Genomic DNA, 24,700 nt, shown 5'->3' with positions numbered 1-24,700 from the left:
CTGACACAGATCACCGACGAGAGCGCCCTGGCCGCTGTTGTCGATCAAGTAGTCGCCGCCAACCCGAAATCGGTGAATGACTACCGGGGCGGGAAGACCAACGCCCTCGGCTTCCTGGTCGGCCAGGTGATGAAGGCCACGCGGGGTAAGGCAAACCCGGCCCTGGTAAACAAGCTGCTCCGGGAAAAGCTTGACTGACGGGGAGCCGGGGGGCATGAAGACGGGACGGAAGGTTGAGACACCCTGTCCCAAAGGGTTACCTGTGAAGAAAAATGTTAGAGAGATGTTTCCCAATTAATTAGTTAAGGGGAGTGACACCATGGAACCCGGGCGTAAGATTACCATTGTTGACACGACTCTCCGCGACGGGGAGCAGACCGCCGGGGTCGTTTTTGCGAATCACGAAAAGCTCCGTATTGCCAAGATACTGGATGAACTGGGGGTGCACCAGATCGAGGCCGGCATCCCGGTGATGGGCGGAGACGAGGAAAAAGCCATCCGGGCCATCTGCCAGGCCGGTCTTAAGGCCAGCATCATGGGCTGGAACCGCCCGGTGATCAAGGATATCGAGGCCTCCATTGCCTGCGGGGTGGACGCGGTGGCCGTCTCCATCTCCACCTCCGATATCCACATCGAACACAAGTTGAAGTCCACGCGGGAATGGGTCCTGGAACAGATGGTGCAGGCGTGCGAATTCGCCAAGAAGGAAGGTATGTACGTTTCTGTTAACGCCGAGGACGCTTCCCGTAGTGACATGGAGTTTTTGCTTCAGTTCGCCCGCGCGGCCAAGCAGGCGGGAGCGGACCGGCTGCGGTACTGTGACACGGTCGGCATCCTTGATCCCTTCACAGCTTACGAAAACGTTAAGACAATCGTCGAGCGTGTAGGGATCGAGGTAGAGATGCATACCCATAACGACTTCGGGATGGCTACCGCCAACGCCCTGGCCGGCGTCAAGGCGGGGGCCAACTTTATCGGGGTTACGGTGTGCGGCCTTGGGGAGCGTGCGGGGAACGCACCGCTCGAGGAGATCGTTATGGCACTGAAGCATCTCTTCAAGTATGACCTCGAATTCAAGACCGAGATGCTGGTTGAGGCCGCCGAGTATGTTTCCCGCGCCTCCGGGCGGGAATTGCCGGCCTGGAAGGCCATCGTCGGCTCGAATATGTTCGCGCACGAGTCGGGTATCCACGCCGACGGCGCCTTGAAGCACCCGGGCACCTACGAGGCCTTCTCCCCCGAGGAGGTCGGCCTGGAGCGCCAGATTGTAATCGGGAAACATTCCGGCGGGGCGGCCATCCGGGCCAAGTTCGCCGAGTTCGGCATCCACCTGACGCGGCACCAGGCCGCGGAACTCCTGCCGGTGGTACGTTCCACGGCGGTAGCCCTGAAGCGGTCTCTCTTCGAAAAGGAGTTAATGTACATCTACGAAGACTACTTCGGAAAGAGGCACTAGAAAGACATGGGACAGACGATCATCGAAAAGATTCTCTCGGCGAAGAGCGGGCGGGATGTCCACGCCGGCGAGATCACGGTGGCTGCTGTGGACTACATTATGGGGCAGGACGGCACCTCGCCCCTGGCGATCCGGGCTTTCCACGACATGAACGGCCGGGCGCTCTTCGATCCCGAAAAGGTCGCCCTGGTGATCGATCATAGCGCCCCGAGCCCGAACGAGGGCGTCTCCAACCTGCACAGCCTGATGCGGGAATTCGTCCGTGAGACGGGCTGCAGGCTCTACGACGTCGGCGATGGCGTCTGCCACCAGCTGATGCTGGAGAGCGGGGATATCGGGCCGGGCCGCCTGGTCATCGGCGCCGATTCCCACACGTGTACCTACGGGGCGTTGAACTGTTTCGCCACGGGCGTCGGTTCGACCGACCTGGCCGCCGCCCTGATCTCCGGGCGCATGTGGTTCAAGGTTCCGCCGACGGTCCGTTTTGTTTGCCATGGGACCCTCCCGGCGGGGGTATATAGTAAGGACCTCATCCTTTATCTGATCGGACAGGTGACGGCCGATGGGGCGACCTATATGGCCGCCGAGTACACGGGTGAAGCTATTGGCGCCCTGTCGATGGAAGCCCGCTTTACCATTTCGAACATGGCGATCGAGATGGGGGCCAAGGCCGGGCTTATGGAAGCCGACGAGAAGACCTTCGCATGGGTGCGCCGCTTCGGCGACCGGGCCTTCACGGCCGTGAGCGCCGACCCGGACGCCGAATACGCCCGGGTGCTGGAGTTCGACGTCAGCAGCCTTGAACCGCAGGTGGCCAAACCCCATCGCGTGGACAACGTGGCTCCGATAAGCGAGGTCGCCGGCCGCCCCATCCAGGAGGCCGTCATCGGCACCTGTACCAACGGGCGCCTGGAGGACCTGCACATCGCCGCCGCCATCCTGCGCGGCCGCAAAATTTCCCGCGACGTGCGCTTCATCGTCGCCCCGGCCTCCCGCCGTATCTATCTCGAGGCCATGGCCGACGGCACCCTGGCCGACCTGGTCGAGGCCGGCGCGGCAGTGGTGACTCCCGGCTGCGGCCCGTGCGTAGGGACACACAACGGCGTCCCGTCGGACGGAGAGGCCGTCATTTCTACTGCGAACCGCAATTTCAAGGGCCGGATGGGCAACTCCAAGGCCGAGATCTACCTGGCTTCCCCGGCCACGGTGTCCGTCTCGGCGCTCACCGGGGTCATCACCGACCCCCGAGAACTGGTAAAGCAGGTGAAGGTATGAAGTTCCGCGGCAAAGCCCATAAATTCGGCGATGATGTGAACACCGACTACATCATCTCGGGAAAGTATAAGTTCAAGACCCTGGATATGCGCGAACTCGCCTCGCACGTAATGGAGGACTTGGACCCGGATTTTGCCCGGAAGGTCAAGCCCGGGGACTTCATCGTGGCCGGTAAGAACTTCGGCTGCGGATCATCCCGCGAGCAGGCGCCCCTGGCGATCAAGTATGCCGACGTTTCCGCCGTTCTGGCCAAGTCCTTTGCCCGTATCTTTTACCGCAACGCAATCAATACGGGGCTGCCGGTCGTCGAGTGCGACACGGACCGGATTGAGGCGGGGGACGAACTGGAGGTCGACCTGGAGAAGGGTGTGATCCGTAACCTCACCCGGGGGACGGAGATCGCGATCAAGCCCCTGCCGGGTGTAATGCTGAGGATCCTCAGCGACGGCGGCCTGGCCGCGCACTTCCGCAAGCACGGCGGCTTTAACCTGGAATAGGAAGCAGGTCGCAAGAGCCGCTACCGACGCTCCGCAAGCCGCTCCAGGGAAAGACCCCCAACCCGCCGAGCTGGGTCTCGTCGCCATGGAGCCTACCAGTGACTATTTCGTGCAGGAGGGATTCTTTTTGCCGCACAGAGTTACACTCATCCCCGGCGACGGCGTCGGCCCCGAGATCACGCTCGCGGCGCGCCGCGTGCTGGACGCGGGCGGCGCGGCCCTGGAGTGGGATGTGGTCGAGGCCGGCGAGGCCCTCATCGCCACTCACGGCACGCCTCTGCCGGAGTCCGTCCTGGACTCGATACGTAAGAACCGCGTGGCCCTGAAAGGCCCGTTGACCACCCCGGTCGGCAAGGGTTTTCGCAGTATCAACGTCACGCTGCGGCAGGCCCTGGACCTGTACGCCTGTGTCCGCCCGGCGAAATCCCTGCCCGGGCTGATCACCCGCTATGAGAACGTTGACCTGATCATCGTCCGCGAGAACACCGAGGACCTCTATGCCGGGATCGAGCACCGCGTCGGGCGCGACGCGGCCGAAAGCATCAAGATCATCACCCGCCCCGCGAGCGAGCGGATCGTGCGCTTCGCCTTCGAGCTGGCCCGTCGCGAGGGGCGGAAAAAAGTCACGGCCGTCCATAAGGCGAACATCATGAAGTTCACCGACGGCCTATTCCTGGAATGCGCCCGCAAGGTTGCCGAGGACTACCCGGATATCGCCTTCGAGGACATGATCGTCGACGCTATGAGCATGAAGCTGGTCCAGAGCCCTGAAAAGTACGATGTCCTGGTCATGCCGAACCTCTACGGGGACATCCTTTCCGACTTGGCGGCGGGCCTGGTCGGCGGCCTGGGCGTCGCGCCCGGGGCGAACATCGGGGATGAGATCGCCGTCTTCGAGCCGGTGCACGGCAGCGCCCCCAAGTATACCGGGATGAATAAGGTTAACCCCCTGGCGACCATTCTTTCGGGGGTAATGATGCTTCGCCACCTCGGGGAGACGGAAGCGGCGGAGAGGGTAATGCTCGCCGTTACCGCCGTGCTGTCAGAGGGACGGGACGTGACCTACGACCTCGGGGGCAGCGCCGGCACCAGCCGGATGGCCGACGCGATTATCAGGCACATGAGCACGTAGGCGCATCAGCCCCCGTGCCGATGCTCATACTACCCGCAGGGAGTGAGCATAAAGCGGCAAGGAGGGGCTGATTTTGGAACCTACCAATTTCGGGACCGGTGAACAGCGCTATCGCTACATGCAGGAGGCCGACTTCCCCGGCGGGGCAGTGGTCGACCCCACGCCGATCACCGCGGGCGAGGAGATAACCGTATTTTACAACGGTCTTTTAGCCCAAAGCGGCGCGGACCAGGTCTACCTGCACCTCGGGTACGGGGATACTGACAACTGGCACGGCACGCAGGACCTGCGCATGGCCAGGACCGGCTTCGGTTGGGTCAAGACCCTTGAGGTTCCGACCGACGAGACGCGGTTGAACTTCTGCTTCAAGGACAGCGCCCAAAACTGGGACAACAACAACGGCCTTAACTGGACCTGGGTGATTCACCAGGGCCGGATCGTATAGGAACAGGCCTTCGGCCCCGCCTTTGGCGGGGTTTTGTCATTTCTCCCCCTATATAAATTCTGGTAATGAGGGGTACCATAAGGTTTGAAGAGTAAGCGGGAGGTTTACGCTTATGCGCATCCTTATGCTTTCATGGGAGTATCCGCCGCGAAACGTGGGCGGGCTCGCGCGTCACGTCTATGACCTCACCGGGGCGCTGGCCCAGGACGGGGTCGAAATCCACCTGGTCACCTGTGCGGCGCCCGGTGCTCCGGAATACGAGGAAGAGCGAAGGGGCGTCCACGTCTACCGGGTATCCCCCTACGGACTGTCCGCCCCGGACTTCACCACCTGGGTGCTGCACTTCAACGTGGCCATGCTGGAGCGGGTCATCCATCTGTTGAAGAGGATAGAGAGCCCCCACCTGGTCCACGCCCACGACTGGCTTGTGGCCTACGCCGCCCGGGCCGTCAAGCATGCCCTGGCCGTCCCCCTGATCGCCACCATCCATGCCACCGAGTTCGGCAGGCACAACGGTCTGCATAACCCGACCCAGAACTACATCAGTAACGTTGAGTGGTGGCTTACCTACGAAGCCTGGCGGGTGATCGTCTGCTCGCGCTACATGGAGGGAGAACTGAAGTATGTCTTCCAGCTGCCGGGCGACAAGATACGGATCATCCATAACGGGGTCGATCCGTCCCATTTTGTGCACCGCTCCACCAAAGTGCGCCGGGATTTCTACGCCGCCCCCGACGAACAGATCGTCTTCTACGTCGGACGGCTGGTGCGCGAGAAGGGGGTCCAGGTCCTGCTGGAGGCCGCCCCCCATATCCTGGCCCATCAGCCCAAGACCAAGTTCATTATTGGGGGCAAAGGGCCCCATGAGGGCGAACTCAGGGCACTGACGGAACGCCTGGTAATCGGCAACCGCGTGTATTTTACCGGCTATATTGACGATGAGGTGCGTAACGCCCTTTACCATTGGGCCTCGGTGGCGGTTTTTCCGAGCCTTTACGAGCCCTTCGGCATCGTCGCCCTGGAGGCCATGGCAGCCCGTACGCCGGTGGTGGTTACCGATACGGGCGGCCTCGCCGAAATCGTGGACCACGGGCTGGACGGCCTCAAGGCCTATGTCGGTGACGCCAATTCCCTGGCGCAAAACATCCTGTGGGTTCTGGGCAACCCCGATCAGGCGCGGTTAATGCAGGAAAGGGCCTACCGCAAGGTGCGGACGGAGTACAACTGGCAGCAGATTGCCCGCCAAACCAGGGAAGTGTATGAGGAGATCCTGGATGACTGGAAGAGGGTACGGTGGTCCCCGCCCAATCAGGGTCCCGGCCGCCTGCTCGACCGGATGTACCAGGTGCTGGGCCGCGGCAAATAGCGGCATGCGACAACACCCACTCTGAGCCGGTGCGCCTGGCGTTACCGGCTCGTTTGTTTATGGGGGGGCGTCTGGGATGAACCGCGCCCGGGATCCCGGGGGCCTTGCCCGGGGTGTCATAAATCCTGGCAGGCGAGGATATACTGAGTCCTCAGGAGATACCCGGTCCAACCTATACCCCGGCGTCCCCGCATGCGCTGGAAGCACAGAATAACAGGGGGTGTGAGCGCTAAGGCATGAAGGCGATCATCATGGCCGGAGGAGAAGGCTCTCGCCTGCGTCCCTTAACCTGCGGGCGGCCCAAGCCCCTGGTCCCGGTATTAAACCGGCCGATCATGGAATACTGTGTGGACCTGCTCCGGGCCCACGGGATCACCGAGATCGGGGTGACCTTACAATACCTCCCCGATGCCGTCCGTGAGCACTTCGGAGACGGCTCGGATTTCGGTGTCCGCCTCCACTACTTCATTGAGGAAAGCCCCTTGGGTACGGCCGGAAGCGTGAAGAACGCGGGCGCGTTTCTCGACGAGACCTTCCTGGTGGTTAGCGGCGACGCCCTTACCGACCTCGACCTTTCCCGGGCCTTAAGTTTCCACCACGAACAGAGGGCCGTCGGCACGCTGGTCCTGACCCGTGTTGAAACTCCGCTGGAGTACGGCGTCGTCATCACCGGTGAGGACGGGCGGATCATCCGCTTCCTTGAGAAACCCGGCTGGGGCGAGGTGTTCAGCGACACGGTAAACACCGGCATTTACGTACTGGAACCCGAGGTGCTGGACTTTTTCGCCCCGGGGCAGAAGTTCGATTTCTCCAAGGACCTTTTTCCTTTATTGCTGCGTGAGAACAAACCCCTTTACGGCCTCGTGCTTCCGGGCTATTGGTGTGATATCGGAGACTTGAGGCAATACTGGCAGGCCCATCAGGACGCCCTGTCGGGGAGGGTCGCCATCCGGATCCCCGGGGCGGAAATCGCCCCGCGGGTTTGGGCCGGCCGGGACACCCACATCGATCCGGACTGCCTCCTTGAGGGGCCGGTCCTGGTCGGCGACCACTGCCGGATCGGGCGTGACGCCAGGATCGAAGCGTTTACCGTTCTAGGCCGGGGCTGCACCATCCAGCCGGAGGCCTCCATTAAACGGAGCGTCCTTTGGGATCACGTCTATGTCGGACGCCGGTCCGCCATCCGCGGAGCGGTGCTCGGCAGCCGAGTTCAAGTCCAGGCGGGGGCCGGGGTCTACGAAGGGGCCGTGGTCGGCGAGGATTCGGTCATAAAGGAGAGGGGGACCATCCTGCCCGCAGTCAAGCTGTGGCCGCACAAGCTGATCGAGACCGGAGCGACGGTCAGGGAAAGCCTGGTGTGGGGAACGCGCCAGAGCAAGAACGTGTTCGGTACCGAGGGGATCGGCGGACTGGTCAACGTAGAGATGACGCCGGAGTTTGCCGCTCGCGTGGCGGCTGTTTTCGGTGCGGCGATGGGCCGGGGAAAGACGGTGGCCGTTTCCAGTGACGTCTACCCGGCTTCAACCATGCTCCGGCGCGCGGTGGCGGCCGGGCTGCAAAGCGCAGGGGCGCACGTGCTGGACCTGGGCGGGGCCACCACGCCGATGCACCGCTTCGCGGTACGGAGCCTGGCCTGCACCGGCGGGGTGCATGTCCGGCTTTCGGCCCGGGAACCGGAACGGGCGGTTCTGCTTTTTACGGACCAGCACGGGGCCAACATTTCGCGCAGCCTCGAACGGAAAATGGAAAACCTTCTCGCCCGGGAGGATTTCGCCCGCGTGGAGCCGTCCGCCGTGCGCGAGCCGGCCTTACTGCAAGGGATGGCCGAGGCTTATCTGCAGGCGATGCTGAGCGAGGTTGACCTGCCAGCGCTTCGGGCGCGGGGCGGCTCCGTGGTGTGCGCCCTGGATCCGGCGAACCTGGAAAGGGTCCTGGACTCCTGGACGCGGGAGACGGGCATGGAGATAACCAATATTATGCCCCCTGGGGAGGGTGAGAAGGAAGCTCCCCAGGAATGGGCCGCCCTGCAGGAACTGGTCCCCCATGTGGCCGCGACCGTGGTGGAGCGGAGGGCCAGGGCGGGGGTGGTGATGGACGCCGGGGGTGAGCACCTGATCCTAATCGATGACCGGGGGAGGGTTATCCAGGACGATCTCCTGACCGTACTCATCGTTCTCTATGTTTTAAAAACGCAGGGGGGGCCGGTGGTGGTGCCGGTAACCGCGCCCCAGACCATTGAGACCCTTGCCGAACGCTACCAGGCCACCGTCGTGCGGACCAAGACGGCCCTGCGCGACTTTATCGAAAGGATTTTGGCCGAGGACGTCTCGCAGTTCTTCCTGCACTTTGACGCGCTGGCCGCGCTGACGCGCATCCTCAGTTTTGCCGCCGGAGCGGACACCTCCCTGAGCCGCCTGGTGGACGAAATCCCCGCCTTTTACACCCACAGAAAGGATGTGCCGGTGTCCTGGGAAGCGAAGGGGCGGGTAATCCGGCGCCTTATCGAGGACGAGGGGGGGAAGAAGGCCCGTATGGAAGTCCTCGACGGCGTGAAGGTCTTTCACCCGGAGGGCTGGTCGCTCGTCCTGCCCGACCCGGAACAGCCCGTCTGCCGGGTATTCAGCGAAGGAGCATCGATGGAAATTGCCGAGTCGCTGACGGAGATGTACATCGATAAAATAAAAAAAATCATTAACGAAAACTAGGTCCCGATACACGAAAAGTCCTGCCGGAAAACCGGCAGGACTTTTCGTGTATCGGCGCTTAAGCTACCCCCGCGGGATGGTAGATACGGTAGTCCAGGTGCGGGAAGGGGTTGTGGCGACTCTCCAGTTCGGCAACCCAGGGGTCCTCGAGGCGGTTTTCCTGCAGCTGGTGCCAGAGGCCCTTAAAATTCAACAGGTGTGTCTTTGTACGGCGAACGGCGTATTCGGTCATGGTTCCCGTGGCCATTATGAAAGCCCAGTCGCTGGCCTGGGCCAACAGCAGTTCCCGCGCCGCCTGGTTCAGGGCCCTGCGCTGCAGCCCCTCGGCCGCCGGATACGTTCTGGCCAGCTCAATCATTCTTTCGGCGGCCCAGTGCAGGTGACGATAGATCCAGTCGTTTTTGTCGCAAAGCCAGACCTCATGGTAGCCTTTATCTCCCCAGCTGGATTCACAGGGCACGGCGACCTGGTTGCAGGGATGACGCTGCAGGTATTCGCTCGGGGTAATCATTGATATCTCGCTCTGTTCCGCGGCCATCTTGCGGCAGAGCTTTTCGAGCCACAGGGGGCCCTCAAACCACCAGTGCCCGAACAGTTCCGCGTCGTATGGGGCGACGATGAGCGGCGGCCGGTCCATAAAGCGCCTCAGGTAGCGGACCTGGTGCTGCCGGTTGAACATAAAGTTGCCGGCGTGGATCTCGGCCTTGTTATGCGCCCAGGATGGGACGTAGGGCTCCTTGTGCGCGCCCCGGCCGGTGACACGGTAGTACTTGAAGCCGGTGTTTATGCGGGTGCCGTCCGGGTGAATGTAAGGCCGGATGTAGTCTTCGTCCAGGTCAAAACCGATGTCCCGGTAGTACTCACGGTAGTCGGGATCACCGGGGTAGCCTTCACGGGCGCTCCAAACCTGTTTCGAGGACTCGATATCCCTCCCGAAGGCGGCGACTCCCGACGGACAGTAGACCGGCGCGAAGATGCCGAACCTTGGCCGGTGCGAGGCGAAAAGGATGCCGTGCGTGTCGGTGAAAAAGTAACGGATGCCGAATTCCTTCAGAATCCGGTCCAGCCCGGGGGTATAAGCGCACTCCGGGAGCCAGATGCCGGCCGGCCGCCGGCCGAAAAGCTCCTCGTAGAGCTGTACCCCTACCCCGACCTGGGCGCGGACGGCTTCGGGGTAAAGCATCATCAGCGGGAGGTAGCCATGGGTGGCGGCGGTGGTGATCAGCTCCACCGCACCGGAGTCCTGCAGGGCGCGGAAGGCCCCGACCAGGTTGCGGTGGTAGCGGCCGAAGGTATCATAGGCCTGCCTGAAGTGAGCACGGTACATGTGGGTGACCGTCTCAAAGTGGGTGCCACGGGCGCGGTGGACTTCTTTATCGGCCAGTTCCAGAAGCCTTTCCAGGTGGCGCTGGTAGCGCTCCTGCAGGAAGGGATCGACGAGCATCGCTAACAGAGTGGGAGACAGGGAGATGGTAATCTTAAACGGTACCCGGTCTTCCAGGAGGTGCTCGAACGACCATATCTGGGGGATATATGACTCGGTGAGGGCCTCGTAGAGCCACCGCTCTTCCAGGGCATGCTCATACTCCGGATGGCGCACGAAAGGCAGGTGGGCATGCAGTACAATAGAAAGATACCCTTCGGGCATCTAGTGTTCACCCCTCTTTTCCGGCACGGCGACCGGGGAACTGATGCCGAACTGCTCCTGCATCCTTTCCCGGAGTTCTTCTACAAGAAGCGGCGAGCTGACCCCCGGCTGGAACCGGGCCAGGGAGCGGTACACGCCTTCAAGCCACATCCATTCCTCATCCAGGCGGTCGGAGATGCCGGCCTGGGGGGTGGTGGCGATATTGGACCGCAGGATGGTCACGAAGGTGCCGGAGGACAGGATGCGCCCAAGGTCGACACAAAAGCTCCGGTTGGGATGGTGAACCCCGATGTGCCAGTTATCGGCGGCTTCGGGAACCGGGATATCGACGAAGCTCACGGCATTATGGCCGTTGAAGGATTCCACCCCGGTGACATCGTAAACGCGCAACACAGGGCGGGACGACTGCCAGGCTCCCGAGCCGTGCGTTCTTTTAAAGGCCTCAATGCTTGTGGCGGAAACCTCCCAGTAGGCATAAAGCCAGTTCGGATCGCGCGCGAGGAGCACAAGGCGGCTCGTGTCGTAATGGTTTGGAAGTTCCGGGGCGGACGCCCTGGCGGGTAGAGCCGCCGGCGGAGCGATTTCGAGAGCGAACTCGGTGCCGAAGTCCCGGGTTCCCTCGTGCGGCCCGTGGCTGTCAACTTTTTCGGGGCGCGGACGCACCCATAAAAAAACAGCCACAACCAGGGCCAGGAAGACTCCCAACACCCAGATGAGAGCGGTCATCAAGCCCTTCCCCCTTAATTTAACGGAAAACTTTCTGTCTTCCGGGTGTAAGAATAATAAAAGCACCCAATGGGCTGATAGTATTATTCCCCTGGTTTCGGACCTTTAATTAAAAACACCGTTTTAAAAATCTGGGGGACGGGCCTTTGCCGCGACCGCTCGTATTAAGTAACGGCAACCTAATGGTTAACTTTGACGAAGCTCTCTATATGCGGGATCTTTACTATCCGTACGTCGGCATGGAAAATCACATCGCCGGTCACCGGTGCGCGATCGGCTTTTGGGATGACGGCTGCTTCTCCTGGATCCACCAGCCGCGGTGGCAGAAACGGCTGGGCTATACCGAGGACGCCCCGGTTACTGACATCCGGGCTCGAAACGTGGACATGGGCTTGGCGTTATCCATAGCGGACGCCGTGTACCCCTTTCACGACCTTTACCTCAAGCGGATCGAGGTTAAGAACCTTTGTAACCACCGGCGCGAGCTCCGGGTCTTTTTCTACAACGACTTTTACGTAGGTGGGAGCGACGTCGGGAACACCGCCCTGTACGACCCGGAGACCGGGGGGATGTGCCATTACCGCCGCGATTACTACATCCTGGTCAACGGCCGTAGCGCCCGCGGAGGCGTGGCGCAGTACGGAGTACACAAGAGGCGCGGTCCGCGGGGCCGCGGGCGCCTGGACGCAGAGGACGGGCATCTGGAAGGCAAAGCCATTGACCAGGGATCGGTGGATTCATCTATGGCCTTCGTTGTCCCCGTTGAACCCGGTGGCCACGCCGAAATCCTGTTCTGGATCGCCGCCGGGCGTAGCCTGGATGAGGTGCGCAGGCTGGATGCCCTTGTGCGGGAACGGGGCCTGGAAAGCCTCATGCGGGAGACGGTGGCCTACTGGCGGAGCTGGCTTTCGTCATCCCGCTTGAAACTCGGCTTGTTGCCGGAGCATCTCGCCCGTCACCTGAAGCGCAGTCTCCTTGTCACGCGGAGCCAGATCGACAACCGGGGCGGGATCCTGGCCGCCAACGATACCGATATCCTGGCCACCAACCGCGATCACTACTCCTATGTCTGGCCGCGTGACGGCGCGCTGGTCGCCTACGCCCTGGACCTGGCCGGGTTCAGCGGGATTACCGCGGCCTTCTTCCGCTTCGCTGCCAGAACCCTGACCACGGGGGGCTATTTCCTGCACAAGTACAATCCGGACGGAACCCCGGGCTCAAGCTGGCATCCGTGGGTCAAGGACGGGGAGCCCCAGCTGGCCATCCAGGAAGACGAGACAGGCCTGGTCCTCTGGGCGCTCTGGCATCATTACCTGCGGCAAGGGGACTTCGAGTTCATGGCCTCGCTTTATCCTTCGCTCGTATGTCCCGCTGCCGACTTCCTGGCGGAATACCGTGACCCTCTGACCGGTCTGCCGGCGGAAAGCTACGACCTGTGGGAGGAGCGGCGGGGGGTATTTACCTTTACCGTGGCGGCGGTCTGCGCCGGGCTCACGGCGGCCGCCGGCATCGCCGCCATGGTCGGGGACGGGAGATCACAGGACACATGGTACCGGGCGGCCGAGGAAATACGGCAGGGACTTCAGCGCTACCTGTACAGCCCCCGGCTGGGGCGGTTTCTCCGCGGCCTGACCCGGGGAGCCGGCGGCGAACTGGTTCCCGACGGGACCTTGGACGCCAGCCTCTGGGGAGTGTTTGGTTTCGGCGTCCTTCCGGCCGAGCACCCTTACGTCATGGCCACGATGCAGGCCATTGCCGACGGGCTCACTGTGAAGACCGATGTCGGCGGCGTGGCCCGCTACACCGGCGATTATTACTTCCGGCACAGCGACGACATAAGTAAGGTGCCCGGCAACCCCTGGTTCATCTGTACGCTTTGGCTGGCCGACTGGTACATCGCCAGAGCGCATAGTGAGGCTGAACTGGCCCCGGCCCTCGAACTGCTCGAATGGTGCTGCCGCCATAGCGGCCCTACCGGGCACTTCGCGGAACAGCTCCACCCCTACACGGGTGAGCCCCTTTCCGTTTCACCCCTGACCTGGTCCCACGCCACCTTCTGCCATGTCACGGCGCATTACCTCGGCAAGCTTGAGGAACTGCGTGCCGGGTTGCGCCTCTCGTGAGGCCGGGGTATGATGGAAGAAAACACCGGGGGCGGCTGTCTTGCATAAGAATCCCGACGATGAATGGCTGACGAAGCTCCTGCGGGAAAGCCGTACGATCGCCGTCGTCGGCCTCTCGCCAAAACCTCACCGCGACAGTTTTAAGGTGGCGTCCTACCTCAAGGCGCAGGGCTACCGGGTCATCCCCGTCCATCCCCGGGCGCAGGAAGTCCTGGACGAGCGCGCCTACCGTACCCTGGCGGAGATCCCGGAACCGGTGGACATCGTAAACGTTTTCCGCCGGAGCGAGGAAACCCCCGCCGTTGTCGAGGACGCCGTCCCGCTGAGGCCCCGCGCCGTATGGCTGCAGCTCGGAATCGCCAGCACGGAAGCCGCGGGGCGCGCGGCGGCCGCGGGCCTGCCCATCGTGATGGACCGGTGCTTGATGGTGGAGCACCGCCGGCTTCTCCATCCCCGGAACCCTCGATAGAGCCGGAGAGACCCCGATGCACGTCGTTCTCGTCGAACCGGAAATCCCACAGAACGCCGGTAATGTCGCCCGTACTTGCGCCGTTACCGGCACTTCTCTCCACCTGGTGCATCCCCTGGGCTTCTCCCCCGCCGACCGTTACCTTAAAAGGGCCGGGCTGGACTACTGGCCCCTGGTAAAGGTCAGCCACCATGCGGACCTGGCGTCGGCCCTTGAGGTCTTCGCTTCCCGGCCGTTTTACCTGATCACCACCCGCGCTCCGCGCCTCTATTCCCAGGTCGACTTTCCGCCGGACTGCTACCTCATCTTCGGCAAGGAAACCGCCGGATTGCCCTGCTGGCTGCTGGATGCCTATCCTGACCGCACGCTGCGCATCCCTATGCTCCCCGGCGTGCGCTCCTTGAACCTCTCCAACGCCGTGGCCGTCGTGCTCTACGAGGCGTTGCGCCAGCAAGGTTACCCCGGGCTTGGATGATCCGGGCCTGGAGAGAGCAGGAGTTCACGCTTGCCGGGAAGAAGTAAGTCACGGAGAGGCAATCATTTCCGAAACCGAGGAGGCATCCCGAGACCTTGGCGTCACAGGTTTTTGTGCACCTGCATAACCACACGGAATACAGCCTGCTCGACGGAGCGGCGCGCATCCCCGATCTCGTCGCGGCTGCGGCCGCCCAGGGAGCCCCCGCCCTGGCCATCACCGATCACGGTGCAATGTTTGGGGTGGTCGACTTTTATAAGGCCTGCAAGAAGGCCGGGATCAAGCCCATCCTGGGCTGTGAGGTTTACGTCGCCCCGCGGACGCGACACGACCGGCAGGCCGGCGTGGACGACAAGCTCCACCACCTGGTCCTGTTGGCGAAGGACGAAACCGGGTACCGCAACCTGATGCGCCTGGTTTCCGTCGGATATACCGAGGGCTTTTACTATAAACCCAGGGTGGACAAGGAAATCCTCAACCGGTATCGCCAGGGCCTTATAGCCATGAGCGCCTGTCTGGCCGGGGAAGTGCCGGCGCTTGTGCTGCGGGAGGGGGAGGAGCGGGCCCTGTCGGTCGCCGCCGCCTACCGCGAGATCTTCGGTCCCGATTATTACCTCGAACTGCAGGATCATGGGCTGGCGGAGCAAGGGCCGGTCAACCGTACCCTGGCAAGTATCGCCCGCCGGCTGGAGATCCCCCTCGTGGCCACGAACGATGTGCACTATGTCCGCGCGGAAGAGGCCGAAATCCAGGACATCCTGCTCTGCATCCAGACCGGCAAAACGGTGGCCGACGCCCAACGGATGCGGTTTGGCTCGAATGAGTTCTACCTCAAGTCCCCTGAGCAGATGGCACAGCTCTTCGGGGAAGTGCCCGCGGCCCTGGCGAACACGCTAGCCATCGCCGAGCAATGTTCGGTCGAGCTGGACTTTGACGGGCTGCATTTGCCCGAGTACGACGTTCCTCCGGGGTACGATATCGACACCTACCTGCGCGAGCTGTGTTACCAGGGCGCCCTCCGCCGCTACGGGGAGATAACGCCGGAGATCGGCCGGCGGCTGGATTACGAGCTTGGCGTTATCGCCCAGATGGGTTTTTCGGGGTACTTTCTTATCGTCTGGGATTTCATTCATTACGCGCGGGAACGGGGCGTGCTGGTCGGGCCGGGCCGGGGATCGGCCGCGGGAAGCCTTGTCGCCTACTCCCTGGGCATCACCAGCCTGGACCCGTTGCCTTACGGGCTGCTCTTCGAGCGTTTCCTCAACCCGGAACGGGTCTCGATGCCCGATATAGACATCGACTTCTGCTTCGAACGGCGCGGCGAGGTCATCGACTACGTTTTCGAGAAATACGGCCGGGATAGGGTCGCTCAGATTATCACCTTTGGAACCATGGCGGCCCGTGCCGCCGTACGGGACGTCGGCCGCGCCCTGGGGATGTCCTACGGCGAGGTGGACCGCGTGGCCAAGCTCATCCCTGCCGAGCTGGGCATGACGATCGAGAAAGCCTTGCAGACGCCGGACCTGGGGGAACTCTACGCCCAAAACGATCAGATGAGAAAACTCCTGGACACCGCCCGCGCCCTTGAGGGGATGCCGCGGCATGCTTCCATCCACGCCGCCGGGGTCGTCATCTCGCGGGAAACCCTGACCAATTACCTGCCCCTTTACCGGACCACCGACGGCGTGGTAGCCACACAGTTTCCCAAGGAGACGGTGGAGAAGCTCGGCCTGTTAAAGATGGACTTCCTGGGGCTGCGGACGCTGACCGTCATCGGCGACGCCGTGGAGATGATCCGCCGGAACCGGGGCATAGCCCTGGACATTGACAGCCTTCCTCTGGACGATCCGGCGACTTACGAGTTGCTATGCAAGGGAGAGACAACCGGTGTCTTTCAGCTGGAATCCAGCGGGATGCGCGCCATCCTGCGCGATCTGAGGCCGGAAGTCTTCGAGGACATCATCGCCCTCGTCGCCCTGTACCGCCCGGGGCCTCTGGGCAGCGGCATGGTGGAGGACTTCATCGCGCGTAAGCACGGCGTGAAGGAGGTCGCTTACCTTCACCCCTTGCTGGAGCCGATTCTCAAAGACACCTACGGGGTAATCCTTTATCAGGAGCAAGTGATGCGTATCGCCAGCGTTCTGTCCGGCTTTTCCCTGGGGGAGGCCGACCTTTTGCGCCGGGCCATGGGCAAGAAAAAACCGGAAATCATTGCCGGCTTGCGCTCACAATTCATAGAGGGGGCGAAAAAGAACAGCGTCAACCCGGAGGTAGCCCAAAAGGTCTTCGAACTGATAGAGTACTTCGCCGGCTATGGCTTCAATAAGTCCCACTCCGCGGCCTATGCCCTGATCGCCTATCAGACGGCCTACCTGAAAGCGAACTACGCACCGGAGTACATGGCCGCGCTGCTGACCTCGGTTAAGGACAATGCGGACAAGGTGGGGGTTTACGTAGAGGAGTGCCGCCGCATGGGACTGGAAGTCCTGCCGCCCGACGTAAACGAGAGCCGGGAGAGCTTCACTATCGTCGGGGGCAAGATACGGTTTGGCCTGGCCGCCGTTCGTAACGTCGGTGAAGGTACGGTGCAGGCGGTGATCGAGGCACGCGACCGGGAAGGCCCGTTCACGGGGCTGGTGGACTTCCTGCGGCGCCTTGACAGCCGCGCCGTCAACAGGCGCGTCCTGGAAAGCCTGATTCGTGCCGGGGCTTTTGCTTCCATGGGGTTCCGGCGGTCACAGTTGCTGGCGGTCCTCGACGATGCCCTGCAGGCCGCCCATCGCGCGCAGCGGGAGCGGGAATCCGGTCAGTTGAGCCTCTTCGGCTTTACGGCGCAGGCCGGGGCCGGCTTTGAGGTAACCCTGCCGGACGTCCCGGAGTTCAGCCCCCGGGAACTCCTGGCCATGGAAAAGGATGCCCTGGGCCTTTACATCAGCGGCCACCCTCTTGCCCAGTACCGTGACCTCTTGCGGTCCGTGACCAGCGCCAACTGCGGCGAACTCACCGATCTGCCCGGAGGAAAACAGGTCATCCTGGGTGGCCTGTTGACCAGCGTCAAGCGGATCAGCACCCGAAAGGGCGAGCCGATGGGTTTTGCCACCCTGGAAGACCTCACCGGAAGAATCGAGGTGGTGGTTTTCCCGCGGGTCTATGAACAGGCGCGTGACATCCTGGTTCCCGATGCGGCGGTTCTTGTCGTCGGAACGGTGCAGGTGAACGGAGAAGACGTAAAGGTCATTGGGGACAGCATCTCCCCCCTGGAACGCGGCGGCGAGGTCAGGATCATCCTTGGCCAGGACCAGGCCGGGCAATGGGAAGAGGTGCACCGGATTCTGGCGTCCCACCGCGGGACGTGCCCCGTAACCGTCATCCGCCTGGGATCCGGCGCCGACGGCGTGCACGAAACCCCGGAGCGTTACACGGTCGACCTGGCCACGCCGGTGATCGGCCGGCTCAAGGCGGTTCTGGGCTCGCAAAGGGTCCAAATCAAGTGGCGCGCCCTGGGGCTCTAGGGCTGGCCGCGCTTGCCAGGTTGGGATGGCTTGTGTTATCATATCCATGAATTTGAAGAGGGGGGTGCCGCGCCTTGGATCCCTGGGCTGCGGACTATATTATTATCAAGGCTTTGGAGAACGGTGTCACCGTGATGGGCCTTACCCGGGGCCGGGATACCAAGTTTCACCATACCGAGAAGCTGGACAAGGGTGAGATCTACATCGCCCAATTCACCGAGAACACGGCGGCCATTAAGCTACGTGGCCGGGCTGAGGTTTATACCCGCCACGGTATAATCACTACGGCCGAATAAATAGGTCCCATCGGGCACGGGACGGGACTATGGACTTCAAAACAAGAAGTATGTGCTACCGACACGAAGCAATCAGCCAAGCAACGGACTTGAGTGGGGGGAGACGCCCCGTGTGGACGGTTGTGTATATCGCGCCCAGTAAGCCTGACGCCGAACGGCTGCGGGATGCCCTGATACGGGAGGGTCTCCTGGTGAAGCTCAACCACATCGGCTTCTCCCAGGTTGATGGTGGGTCTTCGGTAGAAATCCTTGTTCCCGAAGGGGAGGTCGAGGAGGCCCTGGAGATCATAAACGGCCTGTAGCGTAGCCCCGTGAGAGGTGGGGATCATCTTCGACTTGTTCAAGAAGTCTAAGTACTTTACAGTACGCCAGGAGCCCCGGCGGGAGATTCCCGAGGGGCTCTGGATCAAATGTGACGTCTGCAGCGAAATCCTCTATACGAGAGAACTGGAGCGCAACCTGAAGGTTTGCGAGAAGTGCGGCCACCATTTCCGCCTTGCCGCCGGGGAGAGGCTCCAGTTAACCCTGGATCCGGGCGGTTTCAGCGAATACGACGATGGTCTGCTGTCCGAGGACCCCCTTGATTTCCCGCAGTACCGTGAAAAGCTGGAAGCCGCCCGGGAGGCCACCGGCCTGAATGAGGCCGTGGTAACCGGTGAAGGAAGCATCGACGGCCACCGGGTAGTCATCGGCGTCTTGGATTCTCGTTTCATTATGGGCAGCATGGGGGTCGTAGTGGGAGAGAAGATTACCCGCGCCGTGGAGAAGGCCCTGGAGAAAAGGTTACCCCTGGTAGTCTTTTCGGCGTCCGGGGGGGCACGGATGCAGGAGGGCAGCTTATCCCTCATGCAGATGGCCAAGACGGCTGCGGCGTTGGCGCGCTTTGACCGGTCCGGACAGTTGTTCGTGTCGATCCTCACCGATCCGACGATGGGCGGGGTAAGCGCGAGCTTCGCCTTCCTGGGGGACATCATCCTGGCCGAGCCCGGGGCCCAGATCGGCTTCACCGGGCCGCGCGTCATTGAGCAGACCATCAGACAGAAGCTGCCCGAGGGCTTTCAAAAGGCCGAGTTCCTGAAGGAACACGGTTTCGTCGACGCTGTCGTGCCGCGGCGGCAGATGCGTGACACGATAGCCCGCATCCTGAGCCTTCACCGGCGGGAGGAATAGCGCTTGCCCAACGCCTTCGACTTTGAGAAACCGGTTATTGAACTTGAGACCAAAATCGAAGAACTGAAGAGCTTTGCGGCCGAAAAAGGACTCAATCTGGATAACGAGCTTGCCACTCTGGAGAAGCGGGCTGCGGAACTCAAGCAGTCAATCTACGGTAACCTGACACCCTGGCAGAAGGTTCTCATCTGCCGCCACCCTGAACGCCCGGGCGCCCGCGAGTACGTCGACCGCCTGTTGACGGACTTCGTTCAGCTGCACGGCGACCGGTTGTATGGCGATGATAAGAGCGTGCTGGGCGGTATCGGGCGGCTTAACGGCTGCGTGGTGACCGTCCTGGGACACTTAAAGGGCCACGACACGAAGGAGAACGTGGCGCGCAACTTCGGGATGTCGCATCCCGAAGGTTATCGCAAAGCTTTACGCCTGATGCGGCAGGCGGAGAAGTTCGGCCGGCCGGTTATCTGTTTCGTGGATACGCCCGGGGCTTACCCCGGGGTCGGGGCCGAAGAACGCGGGCAGGCCGAGGCCATTGCCAAAAATATTATGGTAATGAGCACCCTGGCCGTACCCATAATAGTAGTGGTTATCGGCGAAGGCGGGAGCGGCGGAGCGCTGGCCTTGGCCGTCGGCGACCGTCTGCTGCTGCAGGAACATGCCATTTTCTCGGTGAGTTCGCCGGAGACCTGCGCCAGCATCCTATGGAAGGATGCCGGGCGGGCAAGGGAGGCCGCCGAAATCCTCAAACTTACCGCGCAGGACCTCCTGCGTTTCGGCATAGCCGACGCCATCATCCCCGAGCCTCTCGGGGGCGCCCACCGGGACCAGGAGGCGGCCGTTGACCTTCTGCAGAAGGCCCTGCACCAACACCTGGCGGAAGTACTGAAGATGTCACCCGAGGAACTGCTCGAAGCCCGTTACCGGAAACTGCGGCGGATCGGTTATCCCCGGGAAGAGGTGCCGGTACCGGGCCTACCCTGACTGTAGAGAGGAAAAGGGGGAGGAGCCGCTAAAAAGCTTGAACGCAAGGAAGGAGAGCGGGCAGGTTGCAAAGGATCGGCATCCTGACCAGCGGCGGCGATGCTCCCGGAATGAATGCGGCCATTCGGGCCGTCGTGCGGAAGGCCATCTACCATGGCCTGGAGGTTATCGGTATTGAGCGCGGTTTCGCAGGCTTCATCGAGGCCGAAATGGGGCCCCTGGACCTGGGGTCCGTGGCCGATATCATTCATCGTGGCGGGACCATCCTGCGCACCGCGCGTTCGGACGAGTTCCGGACGCGTGAAGGACGGGCGCGGGCGTATGAGAACGTCGACCGTTTCCGCCTGGAGGGACTGGTGGTTATCGGTGGGGACGGTTCCTATGCCGGAGCCAGACAGTTCCATGATGAGTTCGGGCTACCGGTGGTTTGCATCCCGGCTTCCATTGACAACGACATTGTCGGTACGGAGTGGTGTATCGGCTTTGACACGGCGGTCAACAATGTCATCGAGGCCATTAACAAGATTAGAGACACGGCTACCTCGCATGAGCGGACCTTTATCGTCGAGGTGATGGGACGGGACTCCGGCTTCATTGCTCTCCAGGCGGGCCTGGCGGGCGGGGCGGAGTCCATTTTAATTCCTGAACTGCCTTTCAGCATCGACGAGGTCGTGGATAAGCTCATGCGCGGTTACCGCCGGGGCAAACTGCACAGTGTCATCGTGGTTGCCGAAGGCGCGGCCAGCGGCCTTGACATCGGCCGGCAGATCAAGGAGCGGACGGGACTGGATACGAAGGTCACGATCCTGGGCCACATCCAGCGGGGCGGAACGCCGACGGCCCTGGACCGTGTACTGGGCAGCAGATTCGGGGCGCGCGCCGTCGAACTGCTTATGGAAGGGGTGCGCAAGACCGCCGTCGGCATCGTGGGCGGCAAGGTCGAGCACTATGATCTGGACCGGGCGTTGCGCGAGAAACGCGAGATCGACCTGGATGCCTACCGCCTGGCGGGGATTCTGTCCATTTAGTGATAAAAAGACAGCGGGGAGGGGAGAAACGGGATGCGCCACACGAAGATCGTCTGCACCATCGGACCGGCCAGCGAATCCGATGCCGTGCTGGAGAGGCTGATCCAGGCCGGCATGAACGTCGCCCGGCTGAACTTCTCCCACGGCACCCATGACGAGCACCGCCGGCGGCTGGATGCCGTCCGGCGGGTTGCAGCCCGTCTGGGACGAAACATCGGCGTGTTGATGGACCTTAAAGGACCGAAGATCCGTATCGGCGACCTCGCGGAACCGCTGGAACTGAGGGCTGGGGAACGGATTGCGCTGACCACTGCCGATGTTCCGGGTGGTCCCGGACAGATCCCGGTGAACTACGCCGCCCTGCCCCGGGAGGTGCAGCCCGGTAACACCATTCTCCTGGCCGACGGCCTCATCGGCCTGACGGTGATCGAGGTGCAGGGGACGGATATCGTCTGCCGGGTGGAAAACGGCGGGCTGTTGACCAGCCGCAAGGGCCTGAACCTGCCCGGCGTGCGCACGGGATTGAACGTTTTAACCGAGAAAGACGTTGCCGATTTGCGTTTTGCCATGCCCTTGGGTGTGGACTTCGTCGGCGTCTCCTTCGTGCGGCGGGCCCAGGATATCCTTTGCGTGCGCCGCGTCCTGGAAGACATGCGTGCTGCGGCCCAGATTATCGCCAAGATCGAGACCTGGGAGGCCGTCGAGAACCTGGACGAGATCATTAAGGTCGCCGACGGGGTGATGGTGGCGCGTGGAGATCTTGGCCTGGAGATTGCGGCCGAAGAGGTGCCTTTGGTCCAAAAACGTATCATAGCGCAGTGCAACCGTCTGGGTAAGCCGGTAATCACGGCCACGCAGATGCTGGAATCCATGATCCATAACCCCCGCCCGACCCGGGCGGAAGCGAGTGACGTAGCCAACGCCATCCTTGACGGCACAGACGCCGTAATGCTCTCCGCCGAAACGGCGGTGGGGGAGTATCCCGTGGAGGCCGTGGAGACGATGGCGCGCATCGCCCGGCGCGTGGAGGCTGACCTGCCCTACGCCGCTCTCCTGGCCAAGCGCAAAGAGACCCTGCAGCGCACGGTCACCGAAGCCATCAGCTACGCCACTTGCACTACGGCGGCGGACCTGGGGGCGGCAGCGATCATTACCGCCACCCAGACCGGGTATACGGCGCGGATGGTGGCCCGTTACCGCCCACCCTGCCCCATCGTGGCCGCCACCCCGGACCAACAGGTGCTGCGACAGCTGGCCCTGGTTTGGGGTGCGCAGGCTGTGCTGGTGGAGCGCATCCAGGATACGGACGGGATGATCGCCGGCTCAATTCAGGCTGCTCTGAAGGCGGGGCTGATCAAAGGAGGGGATCTGGTGGTGATTACCGCCGGTGTTCCTGTGGGGGTGCACGGGACCACAAACCTCCTCAAGGTGCATACGGTGGGTAACGTCCTGGCGCGGGGGACGGGCGTCGGCGCCAAGGCCGTGACCGGCACGGTGCGGATTGTACACTCCGCCCGCGAAGCTGAAGAGAAGATCCGCCCGGGGGATATCCTGGTGGCCTCCGCCACCGACCGCGACTTCGTGCCGGCAATCCAGCGGGCGGCGGCCGTAGTAACCGAAGAGGGCGGCCTGACGTCACACGCCGCCATTGTAGGGCTGCAGTTCGGAATGCCGGTGATTGTCGGGGTGGAAGCGGCGACTTCTATCCTCCCTGACGGGGAGACCGTGACCATCGACGGGGAACGCGGGCTAATATATAGCGGAGTGGCCCGCGTACTGTAATTCTGCTAGTTTTTGAGCGGTCTTTCTCCCGCTCCCGGGGGCATCCTAAGGGCGGGAGTGATCTGGGTTGGAGTTGATCCTGGACTATTTGACGACACTGGGGCTGGGCGGGATCGCGGTCGGAATGCTCCTGGAAGCCCTGGGGGTGCCTTTTTTCCCCGGCGGGGTGATGATCATCCTGGCGGGCTTTCTAGTCAACCAGGGGGTTCTCGGTTTCCACGCCGCCCTCGGCGCTGCCTTCGCCGGCTACACCATGGGTTCATCGGCCGCCTACATAATGGGTAAGAACATAGGCCTCCCCGCCGTGCGCCGTCTTGGACGGTGGATACGGCTGAACCCGGAAAAGCTGGTCCCGGAACGGCTGCCGGCCCGTTCGGCGGGCGCTTTTGTCTTGCTCGGCCGCTTTCTCCCCGGCCTCGGGAACCTTACGCCGTACCTGGCCGGGGTCGCCCACCTCCAATGGGGCCTCTTTATGCTCTACAATTCCATTTTCGGCCTGGTCTGGGGGACACTCTACCTTCTTATCGGCATGTTTTTCGGCCATAACTGGCCCGTCATCGTGGCCTTTATTCAGCCGCGCCTTGTAGGCTTGGCAATCCTTGGAATACTGGTTACCGTGACCATCATCCTGATACGCCGGGAACGGGGCGTTCTTGGGGAGGTCCCGCGGGGAAGTAACGTTCGGGGGAAGGGCTTTTTCGGAAAACGGGAAGGGGAGTCATAACAAGACGGTAGCAAAACGATGCCTCAAACCATATAATGCCACCGAAACCAAAGTGACGGGAGGTATTCTGATGGCTGAGGAACGCGGCCTGCTCGGTGGCAGCCTGTGGATTATTGTACTCCTGATCGTCGTCCTGTTCCTTTTCGGTCTTGGCCCCCTGGACAGCGACGCCTAGACGGACGCTATAAGGACCTGATCGGTACGAGAGAAGTGTGGCTCACCGCCACATTTCTCTTTGGCCATAAGGGGACAGGCCTGTTCGGCGGCAGGTTTCCTCCGGGAAGATGGCGAAATCTTCCCCACTTTACTTATGGAGGGCTGAAAAAGGGTGAAATTCATAGTTGTCCTGGGCGACGGCATGGCCGACCGGCCGCGTCCCGAACTCGGCGGACGAACGCCCCTGGCGTACGCCCGGACGCCGCACATGGACCGGGTGGCCTCCAGCCTGCTGGGAATGGTCCGAACCGTGCCACAAGGCCTTCCACCCGGGAGTGACGTAGCCAACCTGGCGGTGATGGGTTTTGATCCCCGGCGCTACTACACCGGCCGCTCACCGCTGGAGGCTGTGAGCATGGGCATCGACCTCGGTCCGATGGATATTGCCTTCCGCTGTAACCTCGTCTCGCTCTCGGATGAAGAGCCGTTTGAGGCCAAGACCATGGTCGACTACAGCGCGGGCGAGATTAGTACCCGGGAGGCGCGGGAGTTGATCGCCGCCGTGGCGTCCCGGCTTGATACGGCAGACCGGCGCTTCTACCCGGGAATCAGCTATCGCCACCTGATGGTGTGGAAAAACGGACCCGAGGGTTCCGCATTGACACCCCCGCACGACATCTCGGGAAAGGTTATCGGGCCTTACCTGCCCAAGGGGGAAGGGGCGCCGGGCCTCC

The 24,700-nt window shown here is 62.3% G+C and carries 22 protein-coding genes; 20 read left to right on the top strand and 2 right to left on the bottom strand.

The genetic code is table 11. The features are described 5' to 3' along the window. The 8 genes from QMC81_09295 to QMC81_09260 all read left to right on the top strand — a co-directional run. The coding region (locus QMC81_09295) for an Asp-tRNA(Asn)/Glu-tRNA(Gln) amidotransferase GatCAB subunit B (protein MDI6907662.1) at positions 1–198 on the top strand (198 nt) is incomplete at its 5' end. 121 nt (positions 199–319) lie between these two features. Further along, the gene (gene nifV, locus QMC81_09290; protein ID MDI6907661.1) at positions 320–1,456 is read left to right on the top strand and encodes a homocitrate synthase; all 1,137 of its coding nucleotides are present in this window, start codon (positions 320–322) and stop codon (positions 1,454–1,456) included. 6 nt (positions 1,457–1,462) lie between these two features. Beyond that, positions 1,463–2,731: a 3-isopropylmalate dehydratase large subunit gene (locus QMC81_09285; protein MDI6907660.1), complete on the top strand. Its 1,269-nt coding sequence runs from the start codon at positions 1,463–1,465 to the stop codon at positions 2,729–2,731. Beyond that, on the top strand, positions 2,728–3,228 hold the full coding sequence (locus QMC81_09280; GenBank protein MDI6907659.1) for a 3-isopropylmalate dehydratase small subunit: 501 nt from the start codon (positions 2,728–2,730) through the stop codon (positions 3,226–3,228). The genes QMC81_09285 and QMC81_09280 overlap by 4 nt, the downstream gene beginning before the upstream one ends. 127 nt (positions 3,229–3,355) lie before the next feature. Next, positions 3,356–4,360: an isocitrate/isopropylmalate dehydrogenase family protein gene (locus QMC81_09275; GenBank protein MDI6907658.1), complete on the top strand. Its 1,005-nt coding sequence runs from the start codon at positions 3,356–3,358 to the stop codon at positions 4,358–4,360. 73 nt (positions 4,361–4,433) lie between these two features. After that, a complete protein-coding gene (locus tag QMC81_09270) occupies positions 4,434–4,805 on the top strand; it encodes a carbohydrate-binding protein (protein MDI6907657.1) in 372 nt (123 codons plus the stop codon). Positions 4,806–4,917: 112 nt separating this feature from the next. After that, positions 4,918–6,171, top strand: a complete 1,254-nt coding sequence (locus QMC81_09265) for a glycosyltransferase family 4 protein (protein ID MDI6907656.1) — start codon at positions 4,918–4,920, stop codon at positions 6,169–6,171. Positions 6,172–6,407: 236 nt separating this feature from the next. Continuing rightward, positions 6,408–8,876, top strand: coding sequence for a sugar phosphate nucleotidyltransferase (locus tag QMC81_09260; protein MDI6907655.1), 2,469 nt, complete (start codon positions 6,408–6,410; stop codon positions 8,874–8,876). 58 nt (positions 8,877–8,934) lie between these two features. Here QMC81_09260 and QMC81_09255 read toward each other — a convergent pair whose 3' ends face one another. Beyond that, on the bottom strand, positions 8,935–10,524 hold the full coding sequence (locus tag QMC81_09255) for a DUF1957 domain-containing protein (GenBank protein MDI6907654.1): 1,590 nt from the start codon (positions 10,522–10,524) through the stop codon (positions 8,935–8,937). After that, a complete protein-coding gene (locus QMC81_09250; protein ID MDI6907653.1) occupies positions 10,525–11,250 on the bottom strand; it encodes a DUF4912 domain-containing protein in 726 nt (241 codons plus the stop codon). Positions 11,251–11,396: 146 nt separating this feature from the next. Here QMC81_09250 and QMC81_09245 point away from each other — a divergent pair, with 146 nt between their 5' ends. The 12 genes from QMC81_09245 to QMC81_09190 form a co-directional block, all read left to right on the top strand. Continuing rightward, positions 11,397–13,373, top strand: coding sequence for a glycoside hydrolase family 15 protein (locus QMC81_09245; GenBank protein MDI6907652.1), 1,977 nt, complete (start codon positions 11,397–11,399; stop codon positions 13,371–13,373). Positions 13,374–13,413: 40 nt separating this feature from the next. Then, entirely contained in the window at positions 13,414–13,842 is a 429-nt protein-coding gene (locus QMC81_09240) for a CoA-binding protein (protein ID MDI6907651.1), read from the top strand. Positions 13,843–13,858: 16 nt separating this feature from the next. Beyond that, positions 13,859–14,317, top strand: coding sequence for a tRNA (cytidine(34)-2'-O)-methyltransferase (locus QMC81_09235; protein ID MDI6907650.1), 459 nt, complete (start codon positions 13,859–13,861; stop codon positions 14,315–14,317). Between the two features lie 95 nt (positions 14,318–14,412). Next, complete coding sequence (locus tag QMC81_09230; protein MDI6907649.1) at positions 14,413–17,829, top strand: DNA polymerase III subunit alpha; 3,417 nt, start codon at positions 14,413–14,415, stop codon at positions 17,827–17,829. Between the two features lie 74 nt (positions 17,830–17,903). Beyond that, positions 17,904–18,125: a trp RNA-binding attenuation protein MtrB gene (gene mtrB, locus QMC81_09225; GenBank protein ID MDI6907648.1), complete on the top strand. Its 222-nt coding sequence runs from the start codon at positions 17,904–17,906 to the stop codon at positions 18,123–18,125. Between the two features lie 110 nt (positions 18,126–18,235). Then, positions 18,236–18,427, top strand: a complete 192-nt coding sequence (locus QMC81_09220; GenBank protein MDI6907647.1) for a glutamate decarboxylase — start codon at positions 18,236–18,238, stop codon at positions 18,425–18,427. 22 nt (positions 18,428–18,449) lie between these two features. Beyond that, positions 18,450–19,295: an acetyl-CoA carboxylase, carboxyltransferase subunit beta gene (accD, locus tag QMC81_09215; GenBank protein MDI6907646.1), complete on the top strand. Its 846-nt coding sequence runs from the start codon at positions 18,450–18,452 to the stop codon at positions 19,293–19,295. 3 nt (positions 19,296–19,298) lie between these two features. Further along, a complete protein-coding gene (locus QMC81_09210; protein MDI6907645.1) occupies positions 19,299–20,276 on the top strand; it encodes an acetyl-CoA carboxylase carboxyltransferase subunit alpha in 978 nt (325 codons plus the stop codon). A gap of 65 nt (positions 20,277–20,341) precedes the next feature. Continuing rightward, positions 20,342–21,304 carry a 6-phosphofructokinase gene (pfkA, locus tag QMC81_09205; protein MDI6907644.1) on the top strand — a complete coding sequence of 321 codons (963 nt, stop codon included), beginning with the start codon at positions 20,342–20,344 and terminating at the stop codon, positions 21,302–21,304. Positions 21,305–21,337: 33 nt separating this feature from the next. Beyond that, positions 21,338–23,086 (top strand): pyruvate kinase, encoded by a 1,749-nt coding sequence (gene pyk / locus QMC81_09200; GenBank protein ID MDI6907643.1) that lies wholly within the window; start codon positions 21,338–21,340, stop codon positions 23,084–23,086. Between the two features lie 67 nt (positions 23,087–23,153). Further along, positions 23,154–23,810 (top strand): DedA family protein, encoded by a 657-nt coding sequence (locus QMC81_09195; protein MDI6907642.1) that lies wholly within the window; start codon positions 23,154–23,156, stop codon positions 23,808–23,810. 328 nt (positions 23,811–24,138) lie between these two features. Then, the coding region (locus QMC81_09190) for a phosphoglycerate mutase (protein ID MDI6907641.1) at positions 24,139–24,700 on the top strand (562 nt) is incomplete at its 3' end.

The sequence above is a fragment of the Thermoanaerobacterales bacterium genome (assembly GCA_030019475.1).
Classification (GTDB): Bacteria; Bacillota; Desulfotomaculia; order Desulfotomaculales; family JASEER01; genus JASEER01.
This window is presented reverse-complemented; position numbering and strand designations above follow the sequence as displayed.